This is a genomic window from Yersinia sp. Marseille-Q5920 (assembly GCF_946902935.1).
GTDB lineage: Bacteria > Pseudomonadota > Gammaproteobacteria > Enterobacterales > Enterobacteriaceae > Yersinia > Yersinia rochesterensis.
In genome coordinates this window covers 326305-346269 of sequence record NZ_CAMPQA010000005.1, presented here as the reverse complement: position 1 = coordinate 346269, position 19965 = coordinate 326305, and the positions used below count along the sequence as shown (strand labels likewise).

Below are 19965 nucleotides of genomic sequence, written 5' to 3'. Positions count from 1 at the left end.
AGCGCCCCGGAAAAAGTTCTGGCATACTTTACGGGCAGGCATAGAGTTGATCTCGCTGAATTGGTTGCACAATCAGTAGATCATATTTTCTCTATGCCTGTCCTTTTTTCTGGGGATTCACCAGCGCCAGAGCGAGGTTTATGGTTTCTGCGGTATTACGCGGGATAACTCATTGATGTTGATATTTTCGCACCCTTTTGAACGGAAACTTTTTGTCGTTCGCCGGTTTTGTCCGAAATCAGCGTAAGCTCAATTTCTGTCTTTTCCGCTCCTATCCCCTGCGAGGTATCACTGATATCTCGCTCACTGTTATTAGTCGGGTTTAAAATTGAATCGGGCTTGTTTGGAATAATGCTTTCCATGACATTGGTGCTTTCATGACCCGGATTGATGGGTTGCTGTGGGAGCAACGCCGGAGTCGGGTCCTTTCTGTCTACTATTTCTTTATTTATCCCCGTAGGCTGTAGAACCTGTGGGGTCTGTGGCTGTGGCGATAACACATCAGGAGCAGACCCAATATCATCTTGTCGCGGATATACAACAGGTATCTGCTGGCCTTCACTTATATTAGTCTGGGTACCATAAGGAGTAGGAGTATGAACTGGCGGCAACCCCGGCATAATTTTTTGTAGATAATTTTGTGTTTCAGCCGGTGCCTGTCTTAATCCATGATTTTTCACATTTCCCTGCCCCCAGTTATAAGAAGCAACAGCTTTATTTACATCACCATCAAACATTTTAAGTAAATCAGAAAGATATTTTGCGGCGGCTTCACTGGATTTATTAAAATCCATACGGTCTTCCGTGGAATTTAATCCATAATCCCTGCCCGTTGGGGGCATAAATTGAAATGGACCTTGCGCACCTTTTGGGGACAACAGATTTTTACCTCGCCCAGACTCAGCCTGATAGACGCGATCAAGAATAGTGGCTGGGAGATCATACTGTGCCTCTAATTGCGTTAACCTTGCTTGTTGTTGATTGTCAGGGAGTGTGTAAGGCGCATTGACGGGGGTTGCTGCTTTACGCTGCTCTGCCTCAACCCGTTGTTTTTCTTCCTCGTCTCTGGGGCCATAATATTGCTCATACTTCTTCCTGTAGCCCTCGGTCATAATGCCGTAATCTGACCCAACCTTATCCCACTCATTCAGGTTTTTATAAAATTCTGGGTCGTTATAACCACGGCGTAGCTGATCCGCTTCTTTCCCCCTGTTTAGTCCTAAAAAATGCGCTACTGAAATACTGTCTACGCCGTTAGTAACGACATCAGTGACGCCCTCTATCCCGTCTTTAACTGAACCGTCTGACAAAATGGCACTATAGACTTTATTCTGTCCACGCTGTTTTAGTCCATCCCACGCCGCGCTCACCTCGGCTATTGTGCGGTCTAGTTCGGTGAGTTGCTGATTCAATGCCGGGTCTACTGTTAAACCGAGCGTATCTGATTTAGTCAGTAGCTCTTTGTACCTGACCCCCTCTCGCATTAACGTCAAAAGGTTGGCGTCCAGACCTAAAGCATCCGCTAACGTTTTCTGCGTCTGCGGGGAAAGTTTAGGAAATATCTTGGCAACATTGTCCAGCGTTTTATAGACATCTGCCGTGCCGTCTTTGAGGCGCTCAATCACGATCCCGTTCTGAACCAGCAACGCCTGTGTGGTGTCATTACGTGCCCACAAGGGGTCATTAAACGTCTTGTATAGCCCCTCAACAGATTGACGAGCTGCGGCGCTATCCACCCCCAATATCTGCATCGCACCGCTGACCCGACTAAATTCATCAACGGACATCCCGGCATTTTTGGCCGCAACATCAAGCGAATAGGCTGAATCAGCGGCGGCGCTTAACCCCTGAGCCGCTTTGAAACCGATATAACCTACCGCGCCAAGCGCGCCAAAGCTGAGTGCCTTGCTGCCAATTTCCCCCACCATTTTCAGCGGTGGCACCAAATCACCCACAAACTGAACACCTTCGCGGGCAAACTGCCCCATGCCTTTTAAGCGCGCGTTCAGGTCATCAATCCCCTCAACTGATTCCTGCCCGCCCAGTTTGAGTCCATCACGGGTTTTATCCAGATCAGGGATGAGGTTTTTAACGGCTTCTTCTATACGCTGAATGGAGGCCGACGCCTGATCTGTTGCGGTCAATTCAAAATCAAATGCATTACCCATTCTTGCCTGCCTTAATCTTGTTTATCCTGACCGCCTGCTGACGCCACCACATTAATTTACTGTAAGTTAGGGACCAGGCATCACCCGGCCCCCACGAATAGTAATAAGTCACATCCGCTAGTTCGTCGCCCCACTCTCCGGCTGCGGGGAGTACGCTAAAAAACTCATCATGTAGACCTCGCAGGATTTATAGTCGGTGAAAGCCATTTTTTTGATGGCCTCACGTGGTACGCCAGACACTAAGGAAATGAGCAGCCCCATCGCACTGAGCGACCCCGATTTGGTCTGTTCGTCATAGAACTGCTGAACTTGAATTAATACCGGCTCACTGAGTTCAATCACCTCATAAGTGGTTTTTGTGGCCTCATGTGAAATGGATTTAACAAGAGGTATTGTTTTAGTACGTTCTAATTCAGCCATCTTAGTTCTCCGTCACCGACACTGAACCACCCTCCCAGCGAATATCCGCTGTCGCCTCAGTGCTATCCACTTCTTGAGTGTTGACCGACCACATCCCACTGCCGATAATCGTTTTGCCGTTGGCCAGCTCACACACAATATTGACGTTAGTCTGGTCGTTAAAATCACTGATGGACGTGCCGCCACTGTCACGGATTTGACAGGAAATAAACGGGGCGCTAAAGGTTTCTTTATAACCATGCACTCCATCCATACCTGTGAGCGTTTCACGTTTGAATTTTGACGGGCTGTATTTGAATTGCCCCGCCACCATAATAGTCAGGCCGTCAACAGTGACATACGCTGTCCCAGCGAGACGATTGGATGTATCACCCATAATAATGAATCCTTATGCTGATGCCTGGAGGCGGAATTGATTGAGAACGGCAAAGATGCGCAACTGGTTAATCAGAACACCCGTCCACAGCACATCAACACGGTTCGGATTATTGGCGCTCTTTTCCACAATTAGCCCCTTGGCAAACCCTTTGGCATCCTGCACATAGCCGTTAAATTCCAACGTCTGGTACTGTGCAATCAACTCCGCGCGGATCACATTCGGGGTAATGATGGCCGAGCCAGGCGCGAAACGGGTACCATTGGCCGCCAGCTTCATACGGGCAAATTTCGACGTTACCTGGGTGCGCAGGAATCGAGTAACAAACATCAGCAGGAATAAGGTTTCAATCTGCAAATAGCTGTCATCTTCCGCGCCGTACTTGTTTTTTTGGTATGTGGTAATGATATTTTCCACTTGAACCGTGCTGTCATCCGCCACTGTCACTGTTGAAATGCCGCTGTGCAGCAAATTATTGCGCTCGGTCAGGGTAAAGCGGCTGGCGAGCGGTGGAGCCAGTACGCCACTGATCGCCAAGGTTTGCAGCGGACGTCCGGGGTCATTACGCAGACTTTGCGCAATAGCGCCAACATAAGCCGCTGACCAGATATAACTGGGTGTTGGTGAACCGTTCACCCCCAGCAAAGAAGCATGCTGATCATTACGCAATTCACCTGCGGCCGTCAGTTGGCCATAAGTCCCGGATTGGGCCGCGAAGCTGTGACCATACAACTGTTCGGCATAGCTCCAGCGGCCGGTGCTGTCGGATAGAAACTCTTTGATTTTATTCAATGAGTCCGTATCGGTGTACGGATTAATGATGAAATCAAAGGTTCGGTCCTGCAAGTTAGCCAGGGCATCAGCTAGTTCAGGCGCACCCGCGCCGCCCGCCATCGGGGTGATGGCTAATACCAGGCTTTCCGGTGTTGATTCTCCACCAGCGCTACCCAGATAGTTCAACCGTAAATCAAGGGTGTTACCGTGCGCACCTTTATTTTTCGCCGCCAGCACCACAACCGCACCTGTCGATACAATTTCACCGGTATGGACAACTGTAACCGGCAATTCAGGCCGCCCCTCAATGGCACTGGCCAACGCTGCTGCGATCGCATTGACATCATCAGTCGCGACTACCGCTACTTGCACGCGAATACCCGCGATATAAAGTGAAATCACGCCTGTAGCTGATGCCTGTGTTGTTACCGTGATTTTACCCACCGCAGCAACCATGGATTCAGCATCACTCAGTGGCAAAATGTAAATTTCACCGGCGGTGTCATTCGCCAGATAAGCAGCCATCTGGCCATGCAGCATTGAACCCGCTCCACAAAGCCCCGCGACGGTGGCCACAGAGGAAACCAGCACCGGCACATCAGCAGGTAAGGTACTGGAATCCAGCGCCTGTCCGATGATTAATGTGCGTTGCGTGGTGGTTGCCGTGTTCGCCTGAGAGTTATCAAATTCAGCGAAGAAAAGCGGCGTCCGAAGATTGCTCGGAATATGAGTAAAGGGAATAGTCATTACTTGGTTTTCTCCGCCTTGGTGGTTTCTGGCGCGAGTTTAAGCTCTTTAGGCTGCTCTCGCACTACATCACCGTCGTTTAAACGACGACGCCAAAATGAATTATCAGGAACCTCTGTGCCAGATTCAGGCAAAAAGGTGCCCTTTACCGGGTCACGCACAGTGCGACCGGCTACGGGTTTAACAATCATGGGATTTACTCCGGGAAGTTTATAGAAACCAGCGGTTCTGTGGTGCCGTCTGGCATTGCGATTGTTATATCCATGCCATCTAACTGATCAGCGTGGATGGGATAGAAATCTTCCGGCCCTTGGTAATACTCGATATCCAGTTCCATCAGTAATTGGGCCAGATGACCCTCGCCACCAGAATCCAGATCAATGGTTGAGCGGACTCGGGCAAACTGCTGTATCTGGCGGGTATCCTTCGCGCCGCCCTGCTCTGTGTCGCTGGAGAGAATGAGACTCGCGAATACCTGAAAGGGGTGTACATCACCCCAACCCATATCAAGGCTACTGATGGTCGTGCGCTGGTGATGATGGAGCATGGCTGTGAAGTCGGGAATGATATTGATGGAGTGTTTATCTTTGATGGCGACATTCCTGAAGAGGCCGCCGAGGCCGAAATAACTGCGATTATCGCTGACGGCAGTAACTGGTATGCAGTCCATTACGATGAAAACGAGAAGCCAATTTGTTCAAACATGCTGGAACTACTCGATTGCCAATATCCCGACTTCAGCAAGGTGCTGCCACCAGATCCAGGGCCGTGTGAAGAATTCCCCATGTTTACCTCTCAACTGCTGGCCTTGCCTCACCTGATGTTTGGTAGCGGCTTTGGCCCTGTAAAGTTCAAACCTTACGGAAAAGGGGCACCGTGTCAGTTGCTGCTCGATCCGGTCACCAATCACCTGTATGGGAATCCATTCTTGGTAATTATGCCCCTGCGTGATAACGCCTTTGAACTTTGTCAGGGGGTACTTGATGAAATTTAAATATGAAGACAAGGGCGTGGTGGCCAGCATCACGATCACCAGTACGGTGTTTGAGTTCCACAAGCATAACCGTGTAGTTGATACGACTCTGCTTCTGGCAGATGTCAGCCCACACAGAACGGGTTCATTCTTTATGAAAACCGTGCTTTCCGGTCGCTCTGTGGAGGTGCTCAGGGCTTACAAGGTTGTTGTTCGGGAGGCTACGCGATGAAGATTATCACTAAAAACTTCCGTTTGAATGCGCTGGCTAATCAGTATTCGGCGGAAATTTATGACCATGTGAAGCAGCAGAACGGCGGTGATTTCTTCATGGTGGATGCTGGTGAGTTCCCCCTTCGCATTGACATTGTAGGTGGTGTGTCCGGCGTCCGTGGACTGGTTGATGCCTACTATCTGGAAGCTTTAAAACTGCATTTATTGCAGTGGGAAAAAATAGCAATTGAGATGCTGACAAAGTGTCTGGAGGGTAACAACCTGACGCAGACCGGTCGTGAGATATGGGAGAGCATGGGGGCCGATATAGGCTCTACCGTGGCTGGAGGTGCGCAATGAACGATAGCTTTTTCCAACTGGCAAGCATCATCAAAGCCGCTGGCAGTGATCCAGGTGATATCACAACCGCTATCTGGGCCGCCCACTATCGGAAGCCAGAGCGCAGCGCTGATGAAATTACTGATTTGACAATGAATATCATCGGTAACCACTGCATGGATTTTCTACCTACCGATGTCTGGCCGGAAACACTAGACGGGGTGTTTCAATTTGAACTTGGTGTGTTGGTTGACGAATTCTATTCGGTAAACCCACTTCCGGGCAAAATCGCTAAAGCAGTATTGGCAGCCGGTTACCGTCTGAATGAAAGCATTGCAGCACAGGAAGCTACCGAAAGAGATATAGCGGTCGATGAAATGCACGTCATGTATGTCAATGCGCCTGATACCACCAGCGTTCGACAGTACCTTGAAATGCTATATGACGCCGGATATCGCAAGGGGGTTACCAATGGGTAAATTGGAGCTAACACTAAGCCTCTTCGTGATTTTTTGTTTCGTTTTTCTTGCCTTTTGCTTTCTCATGATCGGCAGGAATGAGTGGGTGTTCAAGGCCCGAATGGAGGTATTACACGAGCGGGGGCATGAGGTTTATAGCGCACTACCAAGCTATGAAACCATGCTCTACAGGTTCTGGGTTTGGGATGTGAATAAGTTCCTGCCAAAGGAGTATCGCAAGGAGTCTACCAATGGGTAAGCAAGCCGATATCCATGATACCCAGGTGCGGGCCACTGTGATTGTTGATGATGGGTGTGATTGGACGAAATACCTTAACTGGCTAGCCAAGGCAAAATACCGCATCAGAAACGGGATAAATGAATCTCCACCAGCCAGACCAAAGGTAGCACCGGTAAGTTTCAAGTCGGTTAAGAAGCCCCGTAAAAAGGGCCACCGAGTGGTTCAACAAGCGATAGGGGCGGTGTGATATGAGCGAATTAACTTTGAGACAGCGGGAAGTTCTGGATTTGATTAAGGCATACATCAACACCCACGGCATGGCCCCGACAATGACTGAAATTGCTGACGGAATGGGGTTTAAATCTCCAAACGCTGCCAGCGTCCATATTGCCGCGCTGAAGAAGAAAGGGGCTATCAATGTAAGGCGTGGAGCCTCTCGCGGCATAACGCTCACTGACCCAACAAAAAAGACCGAAATGGTGCCGGTAATGCTCCCGCCCATGATTGATATCGAAGGGCTTGAGGGTGAGGATCTGAACGCCGCGAACCATTTCAACGCTGCTATTGCCATGTGCTCTATAGCAATACGGAAAGCGGGCTATCCGTCAGAGTGTTCACCAATGTTTTACCCTACAGATAAGCAAGGCGGCTAATTATGATCACATGCGAACTATTAACAATTGAACGGGTAGAAAAGGCTGTAGGGTATGACCGCACAACCATCTACCTGCGCATCAAAGAAGGGACATTCCCAAAACCAGTTAAAGACGGGCGCAACTCTCGTTGGCCGTCAACGGTGATTCAGGAATGGATTGATAACCTTATTGTGGAGAATCAGAAGCAAGCAGGCCAGTAACCCACTGGCCCCACCCTTCCATTAACTGCCGCCTCTCTGGCATGTACTCGGCGTGATTATATGCGGCTGACACACGGTTTTTCTCAACGTGTGCTAGCTGCCGCTCGATAACTTCATGCCGATATCCCATTTCATGCAACCTGGTTGAAGCTGTAGCGCGGAAATCGTGAGTTGTTATAACCTTTCGACCATACCCCATGTGCGCAATAGCCCAGTTTAAAGTTGATGCCCCCATGAAGGTGTCCAGTCTTGTGTTTGGGAAAAGCCAGCGACGTTTACCTGTTAATTCTTTCAACTCATTAAGCAGAGATAGCACAGGTGCTGATAGAGGAACTCGGTGGACGCGGCGCATTTTCATTAGCCCTGAAGGGATAACCCACTCTGCATTATCAAAATCAATATGCGACCACTCAGCAGAGCGCAATTCCACTTGGCGCACAAACACCAATGGCAACATTTTTAGCGCAATAATAGTTGCTCGATTGCCAACATATCCCTCCAGACGCATATAATAATCACGCAGTTCATCTCCAGTCAGTGATCTGGAGTGAACAACTTTAGGGGTGATAATCGCTCCTTTAAGGGCCGCAGCCGGATCAGAATCAGCACGTAGCGTAGCGACGCCATAACAAAAAATAGCAGAGCACCACTGGCGAGTTTTAACCGCAACAGAAATCGCCCCGCGACTCTCTAAGTCTCTGATTATTTTTAATATATGCGAGGCGTTAATTTCTCGCATAGGCATAGAGCCAATAGCAGGGAAAATATCATTATTCATAAAGCCAGTTATTTGGCTTTTAGTATTCTCTGACCAGTTATCCCACTTTTTAGCCATCCACTCTCTGGCCACTATTTCGAATGTGTTAGCGTTTTCAGCCTTCGCAATGTCACGTTCTGTTGCTTTTGCTTCCTTGGGAACAATGCCGTTTTTTACCTGCTCCCTAGCCCACTCACGCACTCGGCGAGCTTCGGCCAACGATACGGCAGGGTAACTCCCGATAGTGTAGCGCCCATCCTTTGTAGGCGTGATCCAGTAGCGATAACGCCATGTCTTTACACCAGAGGGGCGCACATCCAAGTACAGGCCGTTACCATCCTGCAATTGATAGGCTTTTTCTTGAGGTTTAGCGTTGCGGGCTTTGGTATCAGTTAACTTCATGAGGCCACCGGATAACCGTTTATTTGTCCGGTAGCTTGTCCGGTTTATTATTCGCTGTCAATCAATGTTGTTAGATGCCAATAAACACAAAGCCCCGCAATTACAGGGCTTGACGTGATTCATTCGATGTTACCGGATGTTATTCAACACTAATAATTATCTTCGCTCAATATCATTAGCGTGTGGTAAATCCATATTTTTCGAAAATAACTGCCGCTGCAGGGCTTTTCAGGTAATCATAAAAAGCTGTAACGGTAGGATTTTCATGACCTTTGACAATCGCCATTGGGTATTCAACCGGCTTATGACTCGCTGCCGGGAATACCCCCACAACTTTCACTTTATCGCTGGCAATAGCATCTGAACCATAGACGATACCCAGTGGCGCTTCGGCCCGTTCGACCAGTGCCATAGCACTGCGGACATTATTGGCCCGCGCCATTTCTGGGGCTAAAGTTGACCAGGCACCTAAATTCTCCAGTGACTCTTTGGCATAAATCCCGGCAGGAACATGATCAGGATCGCCGACAGCCAGGCGGCCGCCCTCTAACAATTTCTTCCAATCGGTTTTTTTATCAATCTCGACTTTATCAATTTTGCTGTCTTTTGGCGCGATCAAAACCAGCTCATTACCTAACAAGGTATAGCGGGTGTTAGCCACCATTTGTTGTTTATCAATGACATAATCCATCCATTGCTGGTCAGCAGAAATAAACAAATCCGCCGGTGCGCCCTGTTCAATCTGCCGTGCCAGAGTCGAAGAGGATGCATAAGAAGCCACAACATCAACTTGCTTCTCTTTTTTATACTGTGCCGCAATGTCTTGCAGCGCATTGGTCAAAGAGGCAGCAGCAAAAACTGTCATGTCAGCCGCCATGGCCGAACTGGAAAATGCCGCTAACAGTGCTGCACTCGCGACCCATTTATTCACTTTACCGTATTGATTCTTCATCTTATTCTCCACATGAGTGATATCGTTATATACATTGAAATATAACGCAACACTCCGGGCAGGTCATTCAGTTTATCGGCAAGATGTGAGGTAACTTGAGTTGTCGCAAGATAGCGCAAGAAATGTAGCAAAAGATAAAAACGAAAATGCCCGGCGTTCTTCCGCCAGGCATTTATAAGATGGATACCAACACGTCAAAAAATTTTAATGACTTTAGATTAAGCGCGTTCTTTCTTATTACTGCTTTTGGAGATGATGTTAAATACCTCACCCAGCCCATAGATCAGGCCCAAAATCACTGCCATCACTACTGGGACCATGACCACAGCAAAGAGCAGACTTTTCAATAGATCTAACATATCAACCTCTCATGACCACTTTATAGCGCGATAAACCACGTTATCACAATAACCAATAGATATCATTCGCTGTAATTTATATGACCAATGAATGAATCCAGTTATTTTAACCCACACTAAAAGAATGTAACCTGCCAAAAGTGCGGTTTGAGCCTCGGTGCTATCCACTTGATGTTCATTAACTATAGACCGACTGTTGAGTCATCACCCCCGTTTCCCGCTGGAGCAAATCATCATGCAGGCCGAAATCCTACTTACGTTAAAACTTCAGCAGCGACTGTTTGCCGATCCGCGACGAATTTCATTACTTAAACAAATACAAAATACAGGATCTATCAGTCAGGGCGCGAAACTCGCCGGAATTAGCTATAAAAGTGCCTGGGATGCCATTAATGAAATGAATACATTGGCAGAGGAAACACTGGTCGAACGCGCGACTGGTGGCAAGGGCGGCGGCGGCACGTTTCTGACCCGTTATGGCGAGAGATTAATTCAACTCTATGATTTACTTGCGATAATTCAGAAAAAAGCATTTGATACTCTGAAAGACGACTCAATGCCGCTGGACAGTTTACTCGCGGCCATTTCTCGTTTTTCACTGCAAACCAGCGCCCGTAATCAATTTTTCGGTACCCTGATTGAACGCGACCACCAGCATGTCCAGCAACACGTCAATATTCTTTTATCTGACGGGAAAACCCGGCTATCTGCGGCGATAACCCAGCAAAGTGCTGACCGACTACAACTGACAACCGGTAAAGAAGTATTAGCACTTATCAAAGCGCCTTGGATAAAGCTGGTGACTGACCAGGCGTTGGCGGGTGCAGCCGATAACTCTCTGCCAGGGACGGTAAGCAGTATCGAGCAGGGTAATGAGCACAGCGAAGTTATCCTGACCTTAGCGGGAGGTGCTAGCCTCTGTTCGACACAGAATAACAGTGAACTGCATAAGCTTAATTTACGCGTGGGCAGCCCAATTATTGCACAGTTCAATGCTGATCGAGTCATTATCGCGACACTTTGCTAAATAATTCAGATTAGTTATTAACCGTGGGCAAGATATTTACCTGTTGACATTTAACCCTATACCACCTATCCCTACACTATTATTACGTTGCAGAATATGGGAAAAGTGATGTCTGAGTTGCAAATATCGCAAGGTTGTTTTCGTCTGAATGACACCAAGACACTCATCTTGCCCGAGCTTTCTATTTCCTCCGGTGTTCAGCAACAACCTGGCGATAGCTGGGCATTTGTCGGTGCCAATGGCAGTGGAAAATCGTCATTGGCCAAAGCCTTATCAGGGGAACTGACCCTGCTTAACGGTAGCCGCCAGAGCAATTTCAACCATATTGTGCGCTTGTCCTTCGAGCAACTCCAACAATTAGTCAGCGAAGAATGGCAGCGTAATAACACCGATTTACTCAGCGTCGATGAAGATGATACCGGGCGTACCACGGCCGAAATCATTCAGGAAGAATGTAGTGACCCGCCGCGTTGCCAACAGTTAGCCGAGCAATTTGGCATCAGCCACTTACTCTCACGCCGTTTTAAGTATCTTTCGACCGGCGAAACCCGCAAAACACTGCTGTGCCGGGCATTAATGCCGCAACCCGACTTGCTGATTCTGGATGAGCCGTTTGACGGTCTGGATGTGGCCGCCCGCGCCCAGTTGGCGGGCATGTTGTCCACACTGTCGGCCCACGGGGTCACACTGGTTTTAGTGCTTAACCGCTTTGATGATATTCCCGATTTTGTGCAACACGTTGGCGTGCTCGCCGATTGTCAATTGACCCATACTGGCCCGCGCCAACAGATCCTTGCCGAAGCTCTGATTGCTCAACTGGCACACAGTGAAAACATTGATGGTTTGTTATTGCCCGAGACGGAAAATCCACAGCAACACCCCCGCCTCCCACAAGATAAACCGCTGATTATATTGCGTAATGGGGTAGTTGAACATAATGACCGCCCCATTTTGCATAACCTGAGCTGGCAGGTTAACCCCGGAGAACACTGGCAAATTATCGGCCAGAATGGCGCAGGGAAATCAACTTTACTCAGTCTGATTACTGGCGACCATCCACAAGGTTACAGTAATGATTTGACACTGTTTGGCCGCCGCCGTGGCAGCGGGGAAACCATCTGGGATATCAAGCGCCATATCGGTTATGTCAGCAGTAGCTTGCATTTGGACTACCGTGTCAGCACTAACCTGCGTACCGTGATTTTATCCGGCTTTTTCGATTCAATTGGTATTTATCAGGCGGTATCAGACCGCCAGCAGCAGCTTGCCGATCAATGGCTGGCTTTGCTGGGGTTTACCGCCGCAACTGCCGACCAGCCTTTCCACAGTTTATCTTGGGGGCAACAGCGCTTAGCACTGATCGCCAGGGCGCTGGTCAAGCACCCCGCACTATTGATTCTTGATGAGCCGCTACAAGGTTTGGACCCACTCAACCGCTTGTTAGTGCGACGTTTTATTGATGTGATGATCGGCGAGGGGGAAACTCAACTGCTGTTTGTCTCTCACCATGCAGAAGATGCTCCGCAGTGCATTACCCACCGGCTGACCTTTGTTCCCGATGGTGATATTTATCAATATCAGCAGGAGAAATTGCCCCTCTGAATGCGGTTAAAATATTCATATAATTATATTATACTGAAAAATAACAACCTCTTTTCATCCCCATTCCGGGGGTTATTTACAGTCATTTATGCTACTATTCCCGCCGTCAGATATGATTCATGCTGACGGCGGGGATGGTTTCGATTATCTGGTTTAAAATAGTTAGGATTTAACAACTAAAGGGACGATTTATGTGGGGCGTACTTGCTGCATCACTGCTTTTCTTATCAATTAACCGGGTACTTTCCCTGTTTCTTTTGGCTTTATCATTATCTGTAGCCCTTTATCACGGCGTTCTGACCCTACCCTCTGCGGGGTTCTTGCTGCTGACACTGATAGTTGCCCTGCTGCTAAAGAAATACCGCCAACAAAAATGGCTTGCCGCCGGGCTAGAATTGCTCTTAGTGCTCGCTGCTATCGCCTTATTCCTGCATCTGGTTCCTGGTTTTAATAACCTAAAAATATTAGATAAAGTCAAGGTTGGGCCGCTCAGTGCCGCCTTTAGCATGTATTACAACCTTGATAAGGCGCTGGTACCCTTTATTTTACTTGCTTGCCTGCCCACCTTGTTTGTTGCGAAAAAGCATCTATCTGTCGGGCGGCTCGGCTGGGTAAGTTTGATTGTTAGTATCCCGGCATTGCTACTACTGGCGGTCGCCTTAGGTGGTTTGAAAGTTGAAATGCACACGCCAGCATGGGTTGGCTCCTTTGTTATCGCCAACGTGTTTTTTGTGTGTTTGGCCGAAGAAGCACTCTTTCGCGGCTATTTGCAGCAACGCCTAAGCCAATGTGTGGGGAATTACCCCGCGCTGCTGCTCACTGCCCTGCTATTCGGTGCTGCGCATATGGCAGGCGGCCCACTATTGATGGTATTTGCCGCATTGGCTGGGGTGATTTATGGTTTGGCATGGCTGTGGAGTGGCCGTTTATGGGTGGCCGTGGCCTTTCATTTTGGCCTGAATTTAATGCATTTGCTGTTCTTTACCTATCCGCTGTATTCCGCTCACTGATTTTTACTGACTATCTTTTGCTGACTACAGCTTTTTACTGACAACAGAATCTTTACTGGCTACAGCCCGGCCCGATGCCATTTTCCCCACGGCATCAGGCCGTGGCTATCACTAACAGTGATATTCCCGCTAAATTTATGGGTGAGAACGCTACCATTTCCCTTCTGTTTATCATGCCCAAAGTTTCTGCATCTTTGTCCATTCTGACTAATTGCCCTGTATTTATACCTTGATAGAGATTAAGCTAAACTAAATTTAAATGTAAACGATTCCATTATTGAGCGCAGATCACCTTTTCTCACATAATGGCATGCTATCTTTCTGAGACAAAAATGATTCGAGGAGCCTTTATGTACGTTCTGGTAACAGGTGGTAGCGGTTACATTGGTAGCCATACCTGTGTACAGTTGATTGAAGCGGGTTACAAGCCCATTATTCTCGACAACCTTTGCAACAGTAAATCCAGCGTATTAGCTCGGATACATCAATTGACCGGCTACACACCTGAACTTTATCAAGGTGATATCCGTGACCGCGCCCTACTCGACCAAATATTTGCAGCTCATTCTATTCATGCTGTCATTCATTTTGCGGGCTTAAAAGCCGTGGGCGAATCTGTCAGTAAGCCGCTGGAATATTACAATAATAATGTCTTCGGCACCTTAGTGTTGCTGGAAGCGATGCGCGCCGCCAGGATCAAAAACCTTATCTTCAGTTCTTCCGCCACGGTGTATGGCGATCAACCGCAAATTCCTTATGTTGAAAGCTTCCCGACCGGTTTACCTTCCAGCCCATATGGCCGCAGCAAATTAATGGTTGAGCAAATTCTGCAAGATGTTCAATTAGCTGATCCGCAATGGAATATGACTATCTTGCGCTATTTCAACCCGGTGGGAGCGCATCCGTCAGGGCTAATGGGGGAAGACCCACAGGGCATTCCGAACAACTTGATGCCGTTTATTGCGCAGGTTGCAGTAGGCCGCCGTGAATCACTGGCGATATTCGGCGATGACTACCCGACCCCTGATGGCACTGGGGTGCGTGATTATATTCATGTAGTCGACTTAGCTGATGGCCATGTCGCGGCGATGAAAACACTGCACAACCAGCCCGGCGTACACATCTTCAATTTGGGTGCAGGTGTTGGCCACAGTGTTTTACAAGTGGTCGAAGCTTTCAGCAAAGCTTGCGGTAAGCCCCTGGCTTACCATTTTGCACCACGTCGCGCCGGCGATCTCCCAGTTTATTGGGCAGACGCCAGCAAAGCCGCAGAACAGTTGGGCTGGAGAGTCAGCCGCTCACTGGATGAAATGGCCGCTGATACCTGGCGTTGGCAATCACATAATCCTCAGGGCTATCCCGATTAAGGTATTGTTATGACTAATTTTAACCCTGTGGATCATCCACATCGCAGATATAATCCACTAAGCGACCAGTGGGTATTGGTTTCACCGCATCGGGCCAAGCGCCCATGGCAAGGTCAGCAGGAAGCACCCGCGACTGAGAGTTTACCCGCGCACGATGCTGATTGTTTCTTATGCCCCGGCAATACTCGGGTGACCGGCGACGTCAACCCTGACTACCCGTCAACCTATGTATTCACTAATGACTTTGCCGCGCTCATGCCCGACACCCCCGACGCGCCGCAAAGTGATGATCCGCTGATGCGCAGCCAGAGTGCACGCGGCACCAGCAGGGTTATTTGCTTCTCACCGGATCACAGTAAAACATTGCCGCAACTGACATTACCCGCACTGGAAGATGTCATCCAAACCTGGCAACAACAAGGTGCCGAGTTGGGTAAAATTTACCCTTGGGTACAAGTATTTGAAAATAAAGGCGCGGCCATGGGCTGCTCGAATCCCCATCCGCATGGGCAAATTTGGGCCAATAGCTTCCTGCCCAATGAAGCCGCGCGCGAAGACCGGCTACAACAGCAATATTTCCAAGAACATCAATCACCTATGCTGCTCGATTATGCCGAACGTGAGCGCCGTGACGGCAGCCGGACGGTGGTTGAAACCGAGCATTGGTTAGCCGTGGTGCCCTATTGGGCGGCGTGGCCGTTTGAAACCTTGCTGCTGCCCAAAACCCATGTCCTGCGTTTAGAAGATTTATCCGATGAACAGCGCCGTGATTTGGCTATTGCCCTGAAAAAGCTGACCAGCCGCTACGACAATCTTTTCTCATGCTCTTTCCCTTACTCAATGGGATGGCACGGCGCGCCTTATAACATTTGTTGTCCTGATAAAAACGATCATGGCGCTGATAACACCGATGACAACAAACATTGGCAGTTACATGCACATTTTTATCCGCCATTACTGCGTTCTGCGTCAGTACGGAAATTTATGGTGGGTTATGAAATGCTGGCCGAAATCCAGCGCGACCTGACAGCAGAACAGGCGGCTGAACACCTGCGGGCAGTCAGTGATGTTCATTATCGAGAAGCCGGAGTCAAATAATGAGTTTAAAACAGCATACCCAGGCCATTTTCCGCCAACAGTTTGGTCATGAATCGGACATCACCATTAAAGCGCCGGGGCGCGTCAATCTGATTGGCGAACATACCGATTATAACGATGGCTTTGTATTGCCCTGCGCCATTGATTATGAAACCGTGATAAGCATTAGCAAACGCGATGACCGCCAGATTCGTGTCATTGCGGCTGATTATGAAAATCAACAAGACATATTCTCTCTCGATGAGCCAATTGTCCCACATGCGCAATACCGTTGGGCAGATTATGTGCGCGGGGTGGTAAAACACTTGCAGCTGCGCCATGCCGATTTTGGTGGGGCAGACTTAGTCATCAGCGGCAATGTCCCACAAGGTGCTGGCCTGAGTTCATCGGCTTCTTTAGAAGTGGCTGTCGGACAGGCGCTGCAATCCCTCTATCAGTTGCCCCTGAGTGGCGTGGAACTGGCGCTCAATGGGCAAGAAGCTGAAAATCAGTTTGTCGGCTGTAACTGCGGCATCATGGATCAGCTGATTTCAGCACTCGGCCAGCAAGACCATGCGCTGCTGATCGACTGCCGCACGCTTGAAACTCGCGCAGTAGCGATGCCCGAAAACGTGGCAGTGGTGATTATCAATTCCAATGTGAAGCGCGGTTTGGTTGATAGCGAATACAACACCCGCCGCGAGCAATGTGAAACCGCAGCGCGCTTCTTTGGGGTTAAAGCCCTGCGCGATGTTGACGCGAAACTGTTCTTCTCTATTCAGGATGAGTTAGACCCGGTGGTAGCTAAACGTGCTCGCCATGTGATTACCGAAAATGAGCGCACTTTGGCAGCGGCGGATGCATTGGCGGCTGGCGATTTGAAATTGATGGGGCAATTGATGCACGAGTCTCATATTTCAATGCGTGATGATTTTGAGATCACAGTTCCGCCGATAGATAGCCTGGTGGATATTGTGAAATCTGTTATTGGGGAGCAAGGTGGTGTCCGAATGACTGGCGGTGGTTTTGGCGGCTGCATTGTCGCGCTAATGCCAAACTCGCTGGTCGAGCAAGTTCGTGCGGCTGTCGCGCAGCAATATCCGGCATACAGTGGCGGCAGGACTGAAACCTTTTACGTTTGCCAAGCTTCACAAGGAGCAGGTTTATGCTGAAAAACGACTCTGCATCACCAAGCAGTGTTGACCAGTTAGCACCGGATGGTCACCCCTTTGAATTGACCGAATTACATAATAAAGCGGGCATGAGCGTGACGCTGATGGATTGGGGCGCTACCTGGTTATCAGCAATATTGCCACTAAAAGGGGGCGAAAAACGTGAGTTGCTGCTGGGCTGCCAAACCCCGGCCGATTATCTGCATCAAGCGGCTTATCTCGGCGCGACAGTTGGCCGCTACGCCAACCGCATCGCGAAAGCACAAATCACCGTGGAGGGCGAAATCCTCCATCTGATACCCAATCAAGGCGAGAACCAACTACATGGTGGCCCGGAAGGGTTCCATAACCGGCGCTGGACAAAGGTTAAACAGGATGAAAAACAGGTGACTTATCAACTGTTTTCTCCTGATGGCGATCAGGGTTTCCCCGGTAATCTAACCGCCGAAGTGCAGTATCTGCTGACCGAGGATAATCGCCTGGAGATTCGCTATCAGGCTCAGGTTGATAAAACCTGCCCGGTAAACTTAACCAATCATGCGTACTTTAATCTCGATGGCGAAGGGCGAGATGTGCGGGCACATCGATTACAGCTGTTTGCTGACCGCTATTTACCGGTCGACAGTGATGGGATACCAACCGGCGGACTCGAAAGTGTTGAAAAAACCGGCATGGATTTTCGTCAAGCGAAAACGCTGGCACGAGACTTCCTGCAAGACCGTTGCCAACAGCGGGTTAAGGGCTACGACCATGCCTATCTACTGCATCGCACCTGTGGTGCTACCGAAAGCCCGGCGGCGCACCTGTGGTCGTCTGATAATCAAGTCCAAATGAGCGTTTACACCACCGCACCCGCATTGCAGCTCTATAGCGGTAATTTCCTCGGCGGAACACCTGCACGTAATGGCGGAACCTATGCCAGTTACACTGGCGTCGCTCTGGAAAGTGAATTCTTACCTGATAGCCCTAATCACCCGGAATGGCCACAACCCGATTGCTGGCTAAAGCCGGGGAAAGCCTACCACTCAACCACTGTTTATCACTTTATTGCGCTTTAACTTTATTTCGCTATACGCTGTTAGCATTACCACTCCGGTGGCAATGCTAATGGCATAATATATAACCAAAACCTACCCTTATTGATAAACAGCATCTACGCTTAAGACATCTGTCAGGCGGTCATACTGGCATCTTGCTCGCCCTTTCAGATCCTAACGTTACTGAATAAACAGTGCTTAAATAAAGGGAACTCTTATGCGTCTAACTACCCTATGGTTACTCTCAGCCGGATTACTACTCAGTGCGAATGTGATGGCGGCGGAGACAGCAGTGAAAACACCCTCGCCCGCTCAGGCAGCGCAACAGAAGAAAATGACCGACTGTAATCAGCAAGCTGCGACTCAATCGCTGAAAGGCGATGACCGCAAGAAATTTATGAGCCAATGCTTGAAAGCACAGGTTCATCCAGATGAAAAAGCCCTCACACCACAACAGCAGAAAATGAAAAGTTGTAATGCTGAAGCAGCGACCAAAGCGCTAAAAGGCGACGCACGCAAAACTTTCATGAGCACTTGCCTGAAGAAAGCCGCTTAACTTTATGGGGTCAGTTCAAACCCCGCAATCTATGGGGTATTTACCGCCCCATAGATTAATTAGTTATAGCTATAGCAGAATCGATTCGACTCCCTACCTTACGTTCCCTTAAAAAATTGGCTATGGTTAAACACAAACGATTGCTGTCTGTGGCAATCACGCAATATAATGATAATAGTTATCATTGAATAAGTTAGATTGAGGAGTTTGAACTATGGCAGTAACAAAGCTGGTTCTGGTACGTCACGGCGAAAGTCAATGGAACAACGAAAACCGCTTCACCGGTTGGTATGACGTTGACTTGTCTGAGAAAGGTCGTACTGAAGCAAAGGCAGCAGGCAAGCTGTTGAAAGATGAAGGTTTTACTTTTGATTTCGCCTACACCTCAGTATTAAAGCGCGCTATCCATACCTTATGGAGCATTCTGGACGAACTGGATCAGGCTTGGCTACCAACGGAAAAAACGTGGAAGCTGAATGAACGTCATTACGGCGCATTGCAAGGTCTGGATAAATCAGAAACTGCGGCAAAATACGGTGATGACCAAGTCAAACTGTGGCGTCGTGGTTTTGCTATCACCCCTCCAGCACTGGATAAAAGTGATGAGCGCTTCCCAGGCCATGACCCGCGTTATGCAAAATTAACCGATGCAGAGCTGCCAACCACTGAAAGCCTGGCTCTGACGATTGACCGCGTTATCCCTTACTGGGAAGAAGTGATCAAACCACGCATCGCCAGTGGTGAGCGCGTTATCATCGCCGCCCACGGTAACTCACTGCGCGCGCTGGTTAAATATCTGGATAACCTGAACGAAGACGAAATTCTTGAGCTAAATATCCCAACTGGCGTGCCTTTGGTGTATGAGTTTGATGAAAACTTCAAACCAATCAAACACTACTATCTGGGCAATGCTGATGAGATCGCGGCTAAAGCTGCTGCGGTAGCCAATCAGGGTAAAGCGAAGTAATCATTTCTGATTCGTGCTATTAAAAAAACCCCCGCGCATCATGGATGCCGGGGGTTTTTATTTGCCAGTTATTGGGAGGAACATCGCCCGAATTCAAAATGACAAGTACGATAGC

Annotated in this window: 24 protein-coding genes and 1 pseudogene; 16 read left to right on the top strand and 9 right to left on the bottom strand. The window is 48.8% G+C overall.

The genetic code is table 11. The features are described 5' to 3' along the window. Positions 1 to 155 precede the first annotated feature (155 nt). The 6 genes and pseudogenes from OVO64_RS10085 to OVO64_RS10060 all read right to left on the bottom strand — a co-directional run. Positions 156 to 2168: a lytic transglycosylase domain-containing protein gene (locus OVO64_RS10085; RefSeq protein ID WP_267248745.1), complete on the bottom strand. Its 2013-nt coding sequence runs from the start codon at positions 2166 to 2168 to the stop codon at positions 156 to 158. Between the two features lie 117 nt (positions 2169 to 2285). Beyond that, positions 2286 to 2588: a phage tail assembly protein gene (locus OVO64_RS10080; RefSeq protein WP_267248744.1), complete on the bottom strand. Its 303-nt coding sequence runs from the start codon at positions 2586 to 2588 to the stop codon at positions 2286 to 2288. 1 nt (position 2589) lies between these two features. Beyond that, positions 2590 to 2964: a phage tail tube protein gene (locus OVO64_RS10075; RefSeq protein WP_049602789.1), complete on the bottom strand. Its 375-nt coding sequence runs from the start codon at positions 2962 to 2964 to the stop codon at positions 2590 to 2592. Positions 2965 to 2976: 12 nt separating this feature from the next. Further along, complete coding sequence (locus OVO64_RS10070; protein ID WP_267248743.1) at positions 2977 to 4485, bottom strand: phage tail sheath subtilisin-like domain-containing protein; 1509 nt, start codon at positions 4483 to 4485, stop codon at positions 2977 to 2979. Next, positions 4485 to 4676 (bottom strand): DUF2635 domain-containing protein, encoded by a 192-nt coding sequence (locus OVO64_RS10065; protein WP_267248742.1) that lies wholly within the window; start codon positions 4674 to 4676, stop codon positions 4485 to 4487. Before OVO64_RS10065 ends, OVO64_RS10070 begins: the two co-directional genes overlap by 1 nt. Before the next feature lie 5 nt (positions 4677 to 4681). After that, a pseudogene (locus tag OVO64_RS10060) lies at positions 4682 to 4906 on the bottom strand (ATP-binding protein); the annotation flags it as partial. Positions 4907 to 4969: 63 nt separating this feature from the next. On the opposite strand from OVO64_RS10060, the gene OVO64_RS10055 reads away from it, so the two are divergent. From OVO64_RS10055 to OVO64_RS10025, 7 genes are all read left to right on the top strand, one after another. Beyond that, entirely contained in the window at positions 4970 to 5479 is a 510-nt protein-coding gene (locus OVO64_RS10055; RefSeq protein WP_267248741.1) for a hypothetical protein, read from the top strand. Then, the gene (locus tag OVO64_RS10050) at positions 5469 to 5690 is read left to right on the top strand and encodes a hypothetical protein (RefSeq protein ID WP_145591605.1); all 222 of its coding nucleotides are present in this window, start codon (positions 5469 to 5471) and stop codon (positions 5688 to 5690) included. Before OVO64_RS10055 ends, OVO64_RS10050 begins: the two co-directional genes overlap by 11 nt. 2 nt (positions 5691 to 5692) lie before the next feature. Then, the gene (locus OVO64_RS10045; RefSeq protein WP_267248748.1) at positions 5693 to 6031 is read left to right on the top strand and encodes a hypothetical protein; all 339 of its coding nucleotides are present in this window, start codon (positions 5693 to 5695) and stop codon (positions 6029 to 6031) included. Next, positions 6028 to 6489: a hypothetical protein gene (locus tag OVO64_RS10040; RefSeq protein ID WP_050322244.1), complete on the top strand. Its 462-nt coding sequence runs from the start codon at positions 6028 to 6030 to the stop codon at positions 6487 to 6489. The genes OVO64_RS10045 and OVO64_RS10040 overlap by 4 nt, the downstream gene beginning before the upstream one ends. Before the next feature lie 230 nt (positions 6490 to 6719). Beyond that, the gene (locus tag OVO64_RS10035) at positions 6720 to 6956 is read left to right on the top strand and encodes a hypothetical protein (protein WP_267248740.1); all 237 of its coding nucleotides are present in this window, start codon (positions 6720 to 6722) and stop codon (positions 6954 to 6956) included. 1 nt (position 6957) lies between these two features. Then, positions 6958 to 7362: an Rrf2 family transcriptional regulator gene (locus OVO64_RS10030; protein ID WP_050322246.1), complete on the top strand. Its 405-nt coding sequence runs from the start codon at positions 6958 to 6960 to the stop codon at positions 7360 to 7362. Positions 7363 to 7364: 2 nt separating this feature from the next. Further along, positions 7365 to 7565 (top strand): helix-turn-helix transcriptional regulator, encoded by a 201-nt coding sequence (locus tag OVO64_RS10025; protein WP_025377636.1) that lies wholly within the window; start codon positions 7365 to 7367, stop codon positions 7563 to 7565. Here OVO64_RS10025 and OVO64_RS10020 read toward each other — a convergent pair. The 3 genes from OVO64_RS10020 to OVO64_RS10010 all read right to left on the bottom strand — a co-directional run bounded on the left by OVO64_RS10020 (position 7531) and on the right by OVO64_RS10010 (position 10035). Further along, positions 7531 to 8724, bottom strand: a complete 1194-nt coding sequence (locus OVO64_RS10020) for a tyrosine-type recombinase/integrase (protein WP_267248739.1) — start codon at positions 8722 to 8724, stop codon at positions 7531 to 7533. The two genes, OVO64_RS10025 and OVO64_RS10020, sit on opposite strands and share 35 nt — an antisense overlap. A 175-nt stretch (positions 8725 to 8899) precedes the next feature. Next, complete coding sequence (modA, locus tag OVO64_RS10015; protein ID WP_038634582.1) at positions 8900 to 9676, bottom strand: molybdate ABC transporter substrate-binding protein; 777 nt, start codon at positions 9674 to 9676, stop codon at positions 8900 to 8902. A gap of 218 nt (positions 9677 to 9894) precedes the next feature. Then, on the bottom strand, positions 9895 to 10035 hold the full coding sequence (locus OVO64_RS10010; protein WP_038634585.1) for an AcrZ family multidrug efflux pump-associated protein: 141 nt from the start codon (positions 10033 to 10035) through the stop codon (positions 9895 to 9897). A gap of 235 nt (positions 10036 to 10270) precedes the next feature. Between OVO64_RS10010 and modE the strand changes: the two genes are divergently transcribed. From modE to gpmA, 9 genes are all read left to right on the top strand, one after another. Further along, complete coding sequence (gene modE, locus OVO64_RS10005; protein ID WP_267248747.1) at positions 10271 to 11062, top strand: molybdenum-dependent transcriptional regulator; 792 nt, start codon at positions 10271 to 10273, stop codon at positions 11060 to 11062. Between the two features lie 108 nt (positions 11063 to 11170). After that, positions 11171 to 12664, top strand: a complete 1494-nt coding sequence (gene modF / locus OVO64_RS10000; protein ID WP_038634591.1) for a molybdate ABC transporter ATP-binding protein ModF — start codon at positions 11171 to 11173, stop codon at positions 12662 to 12664. 191 nt (positions 12665 to 12855) lie between these two features. Continuing rightward, positions 12856 to 13674: a CPBP family intramembrane glutamic endopeptidase gene (locus tag OVO64_RS09995; protein WP_038634594.1), complete on the top strand. Its 819-nt coding sequence runs from the start codon at positions 12856 to 12858 to the stop codon at positions 13672 to 13674. Positions 13675 to 14024: 350 nt separating this feature from the next. Continuing rightward, a complete protein-coding gene (galE, locus tag OVO64_RS09990; protein ID WP_038634597.1) occupies positions 14025 to 15041 on the top strand; it encodes a UDP-glucose 4-epimerase GalE in 1017 nt (338 codons plus the stop codon). Positions 15042 to 15050: 9 nt separating this feature from the next. Next, positions 15051 to 16139: a galactose-1-phosphate uridylyltransferase gene (gene galT, locus OVO64_RS09985; protein WP_038634601.1), complete on the top strand. Its 1089-nt coding sequence runs from the start codon at positions 15051 to 15053 to the stop codon at positions 16137 to 16139. Then, on the top strand, positions 16139 to 17290 hold the full coding sequence (gene galK / locus OVO64_RS09980; protein WP_038634604.1) for a galactokinase: 1152 nt from the start codon (positions 16139 to 16141) through the stop codon (positions 17288 to 17290). Before galT ends, galK begins: the two co-directional genes overlap by 1 nt. Beyond that, entirely contained in the window at positions 17284 to 18348 is a 1065-nt protein-coding gene (gene galM, locus OVO64_RS09975; RefSeq protein ID WP_038634607.1) for a galactose-1-epimerase, read from the top strand. The genes galK and galM overlap by 7 nt, the downstream gene beginning before the upstream one ends. A gap of 196 nt (positions 18349 to 18544) precedes the next feature. Next, entirely contained in the window at positions 18545 to 18883 is a 339-nt protein-coding gene (locus OVO64_RS09970; RefSeq protein WP_038634610.1) for a PsiF family protein, read from the top strand. Positions 18884 to 19097: 214 nt separating this feature from the next. Then, on the top strand, positions 19098 to 19850 hold the full coding sequence (gene gpmA, locus OVO64_RS09965) for a 2,3-diphosphoglycerate-dependent phosphoglycerate mutase (RefSeq protein WP_004391569.1): 753 nt from the start codon (positions 19098 to 19100) through the stop codon (positions 19848 to 19850). Positions 19851 to 19965: the final 115 nt, after the last annotated feature.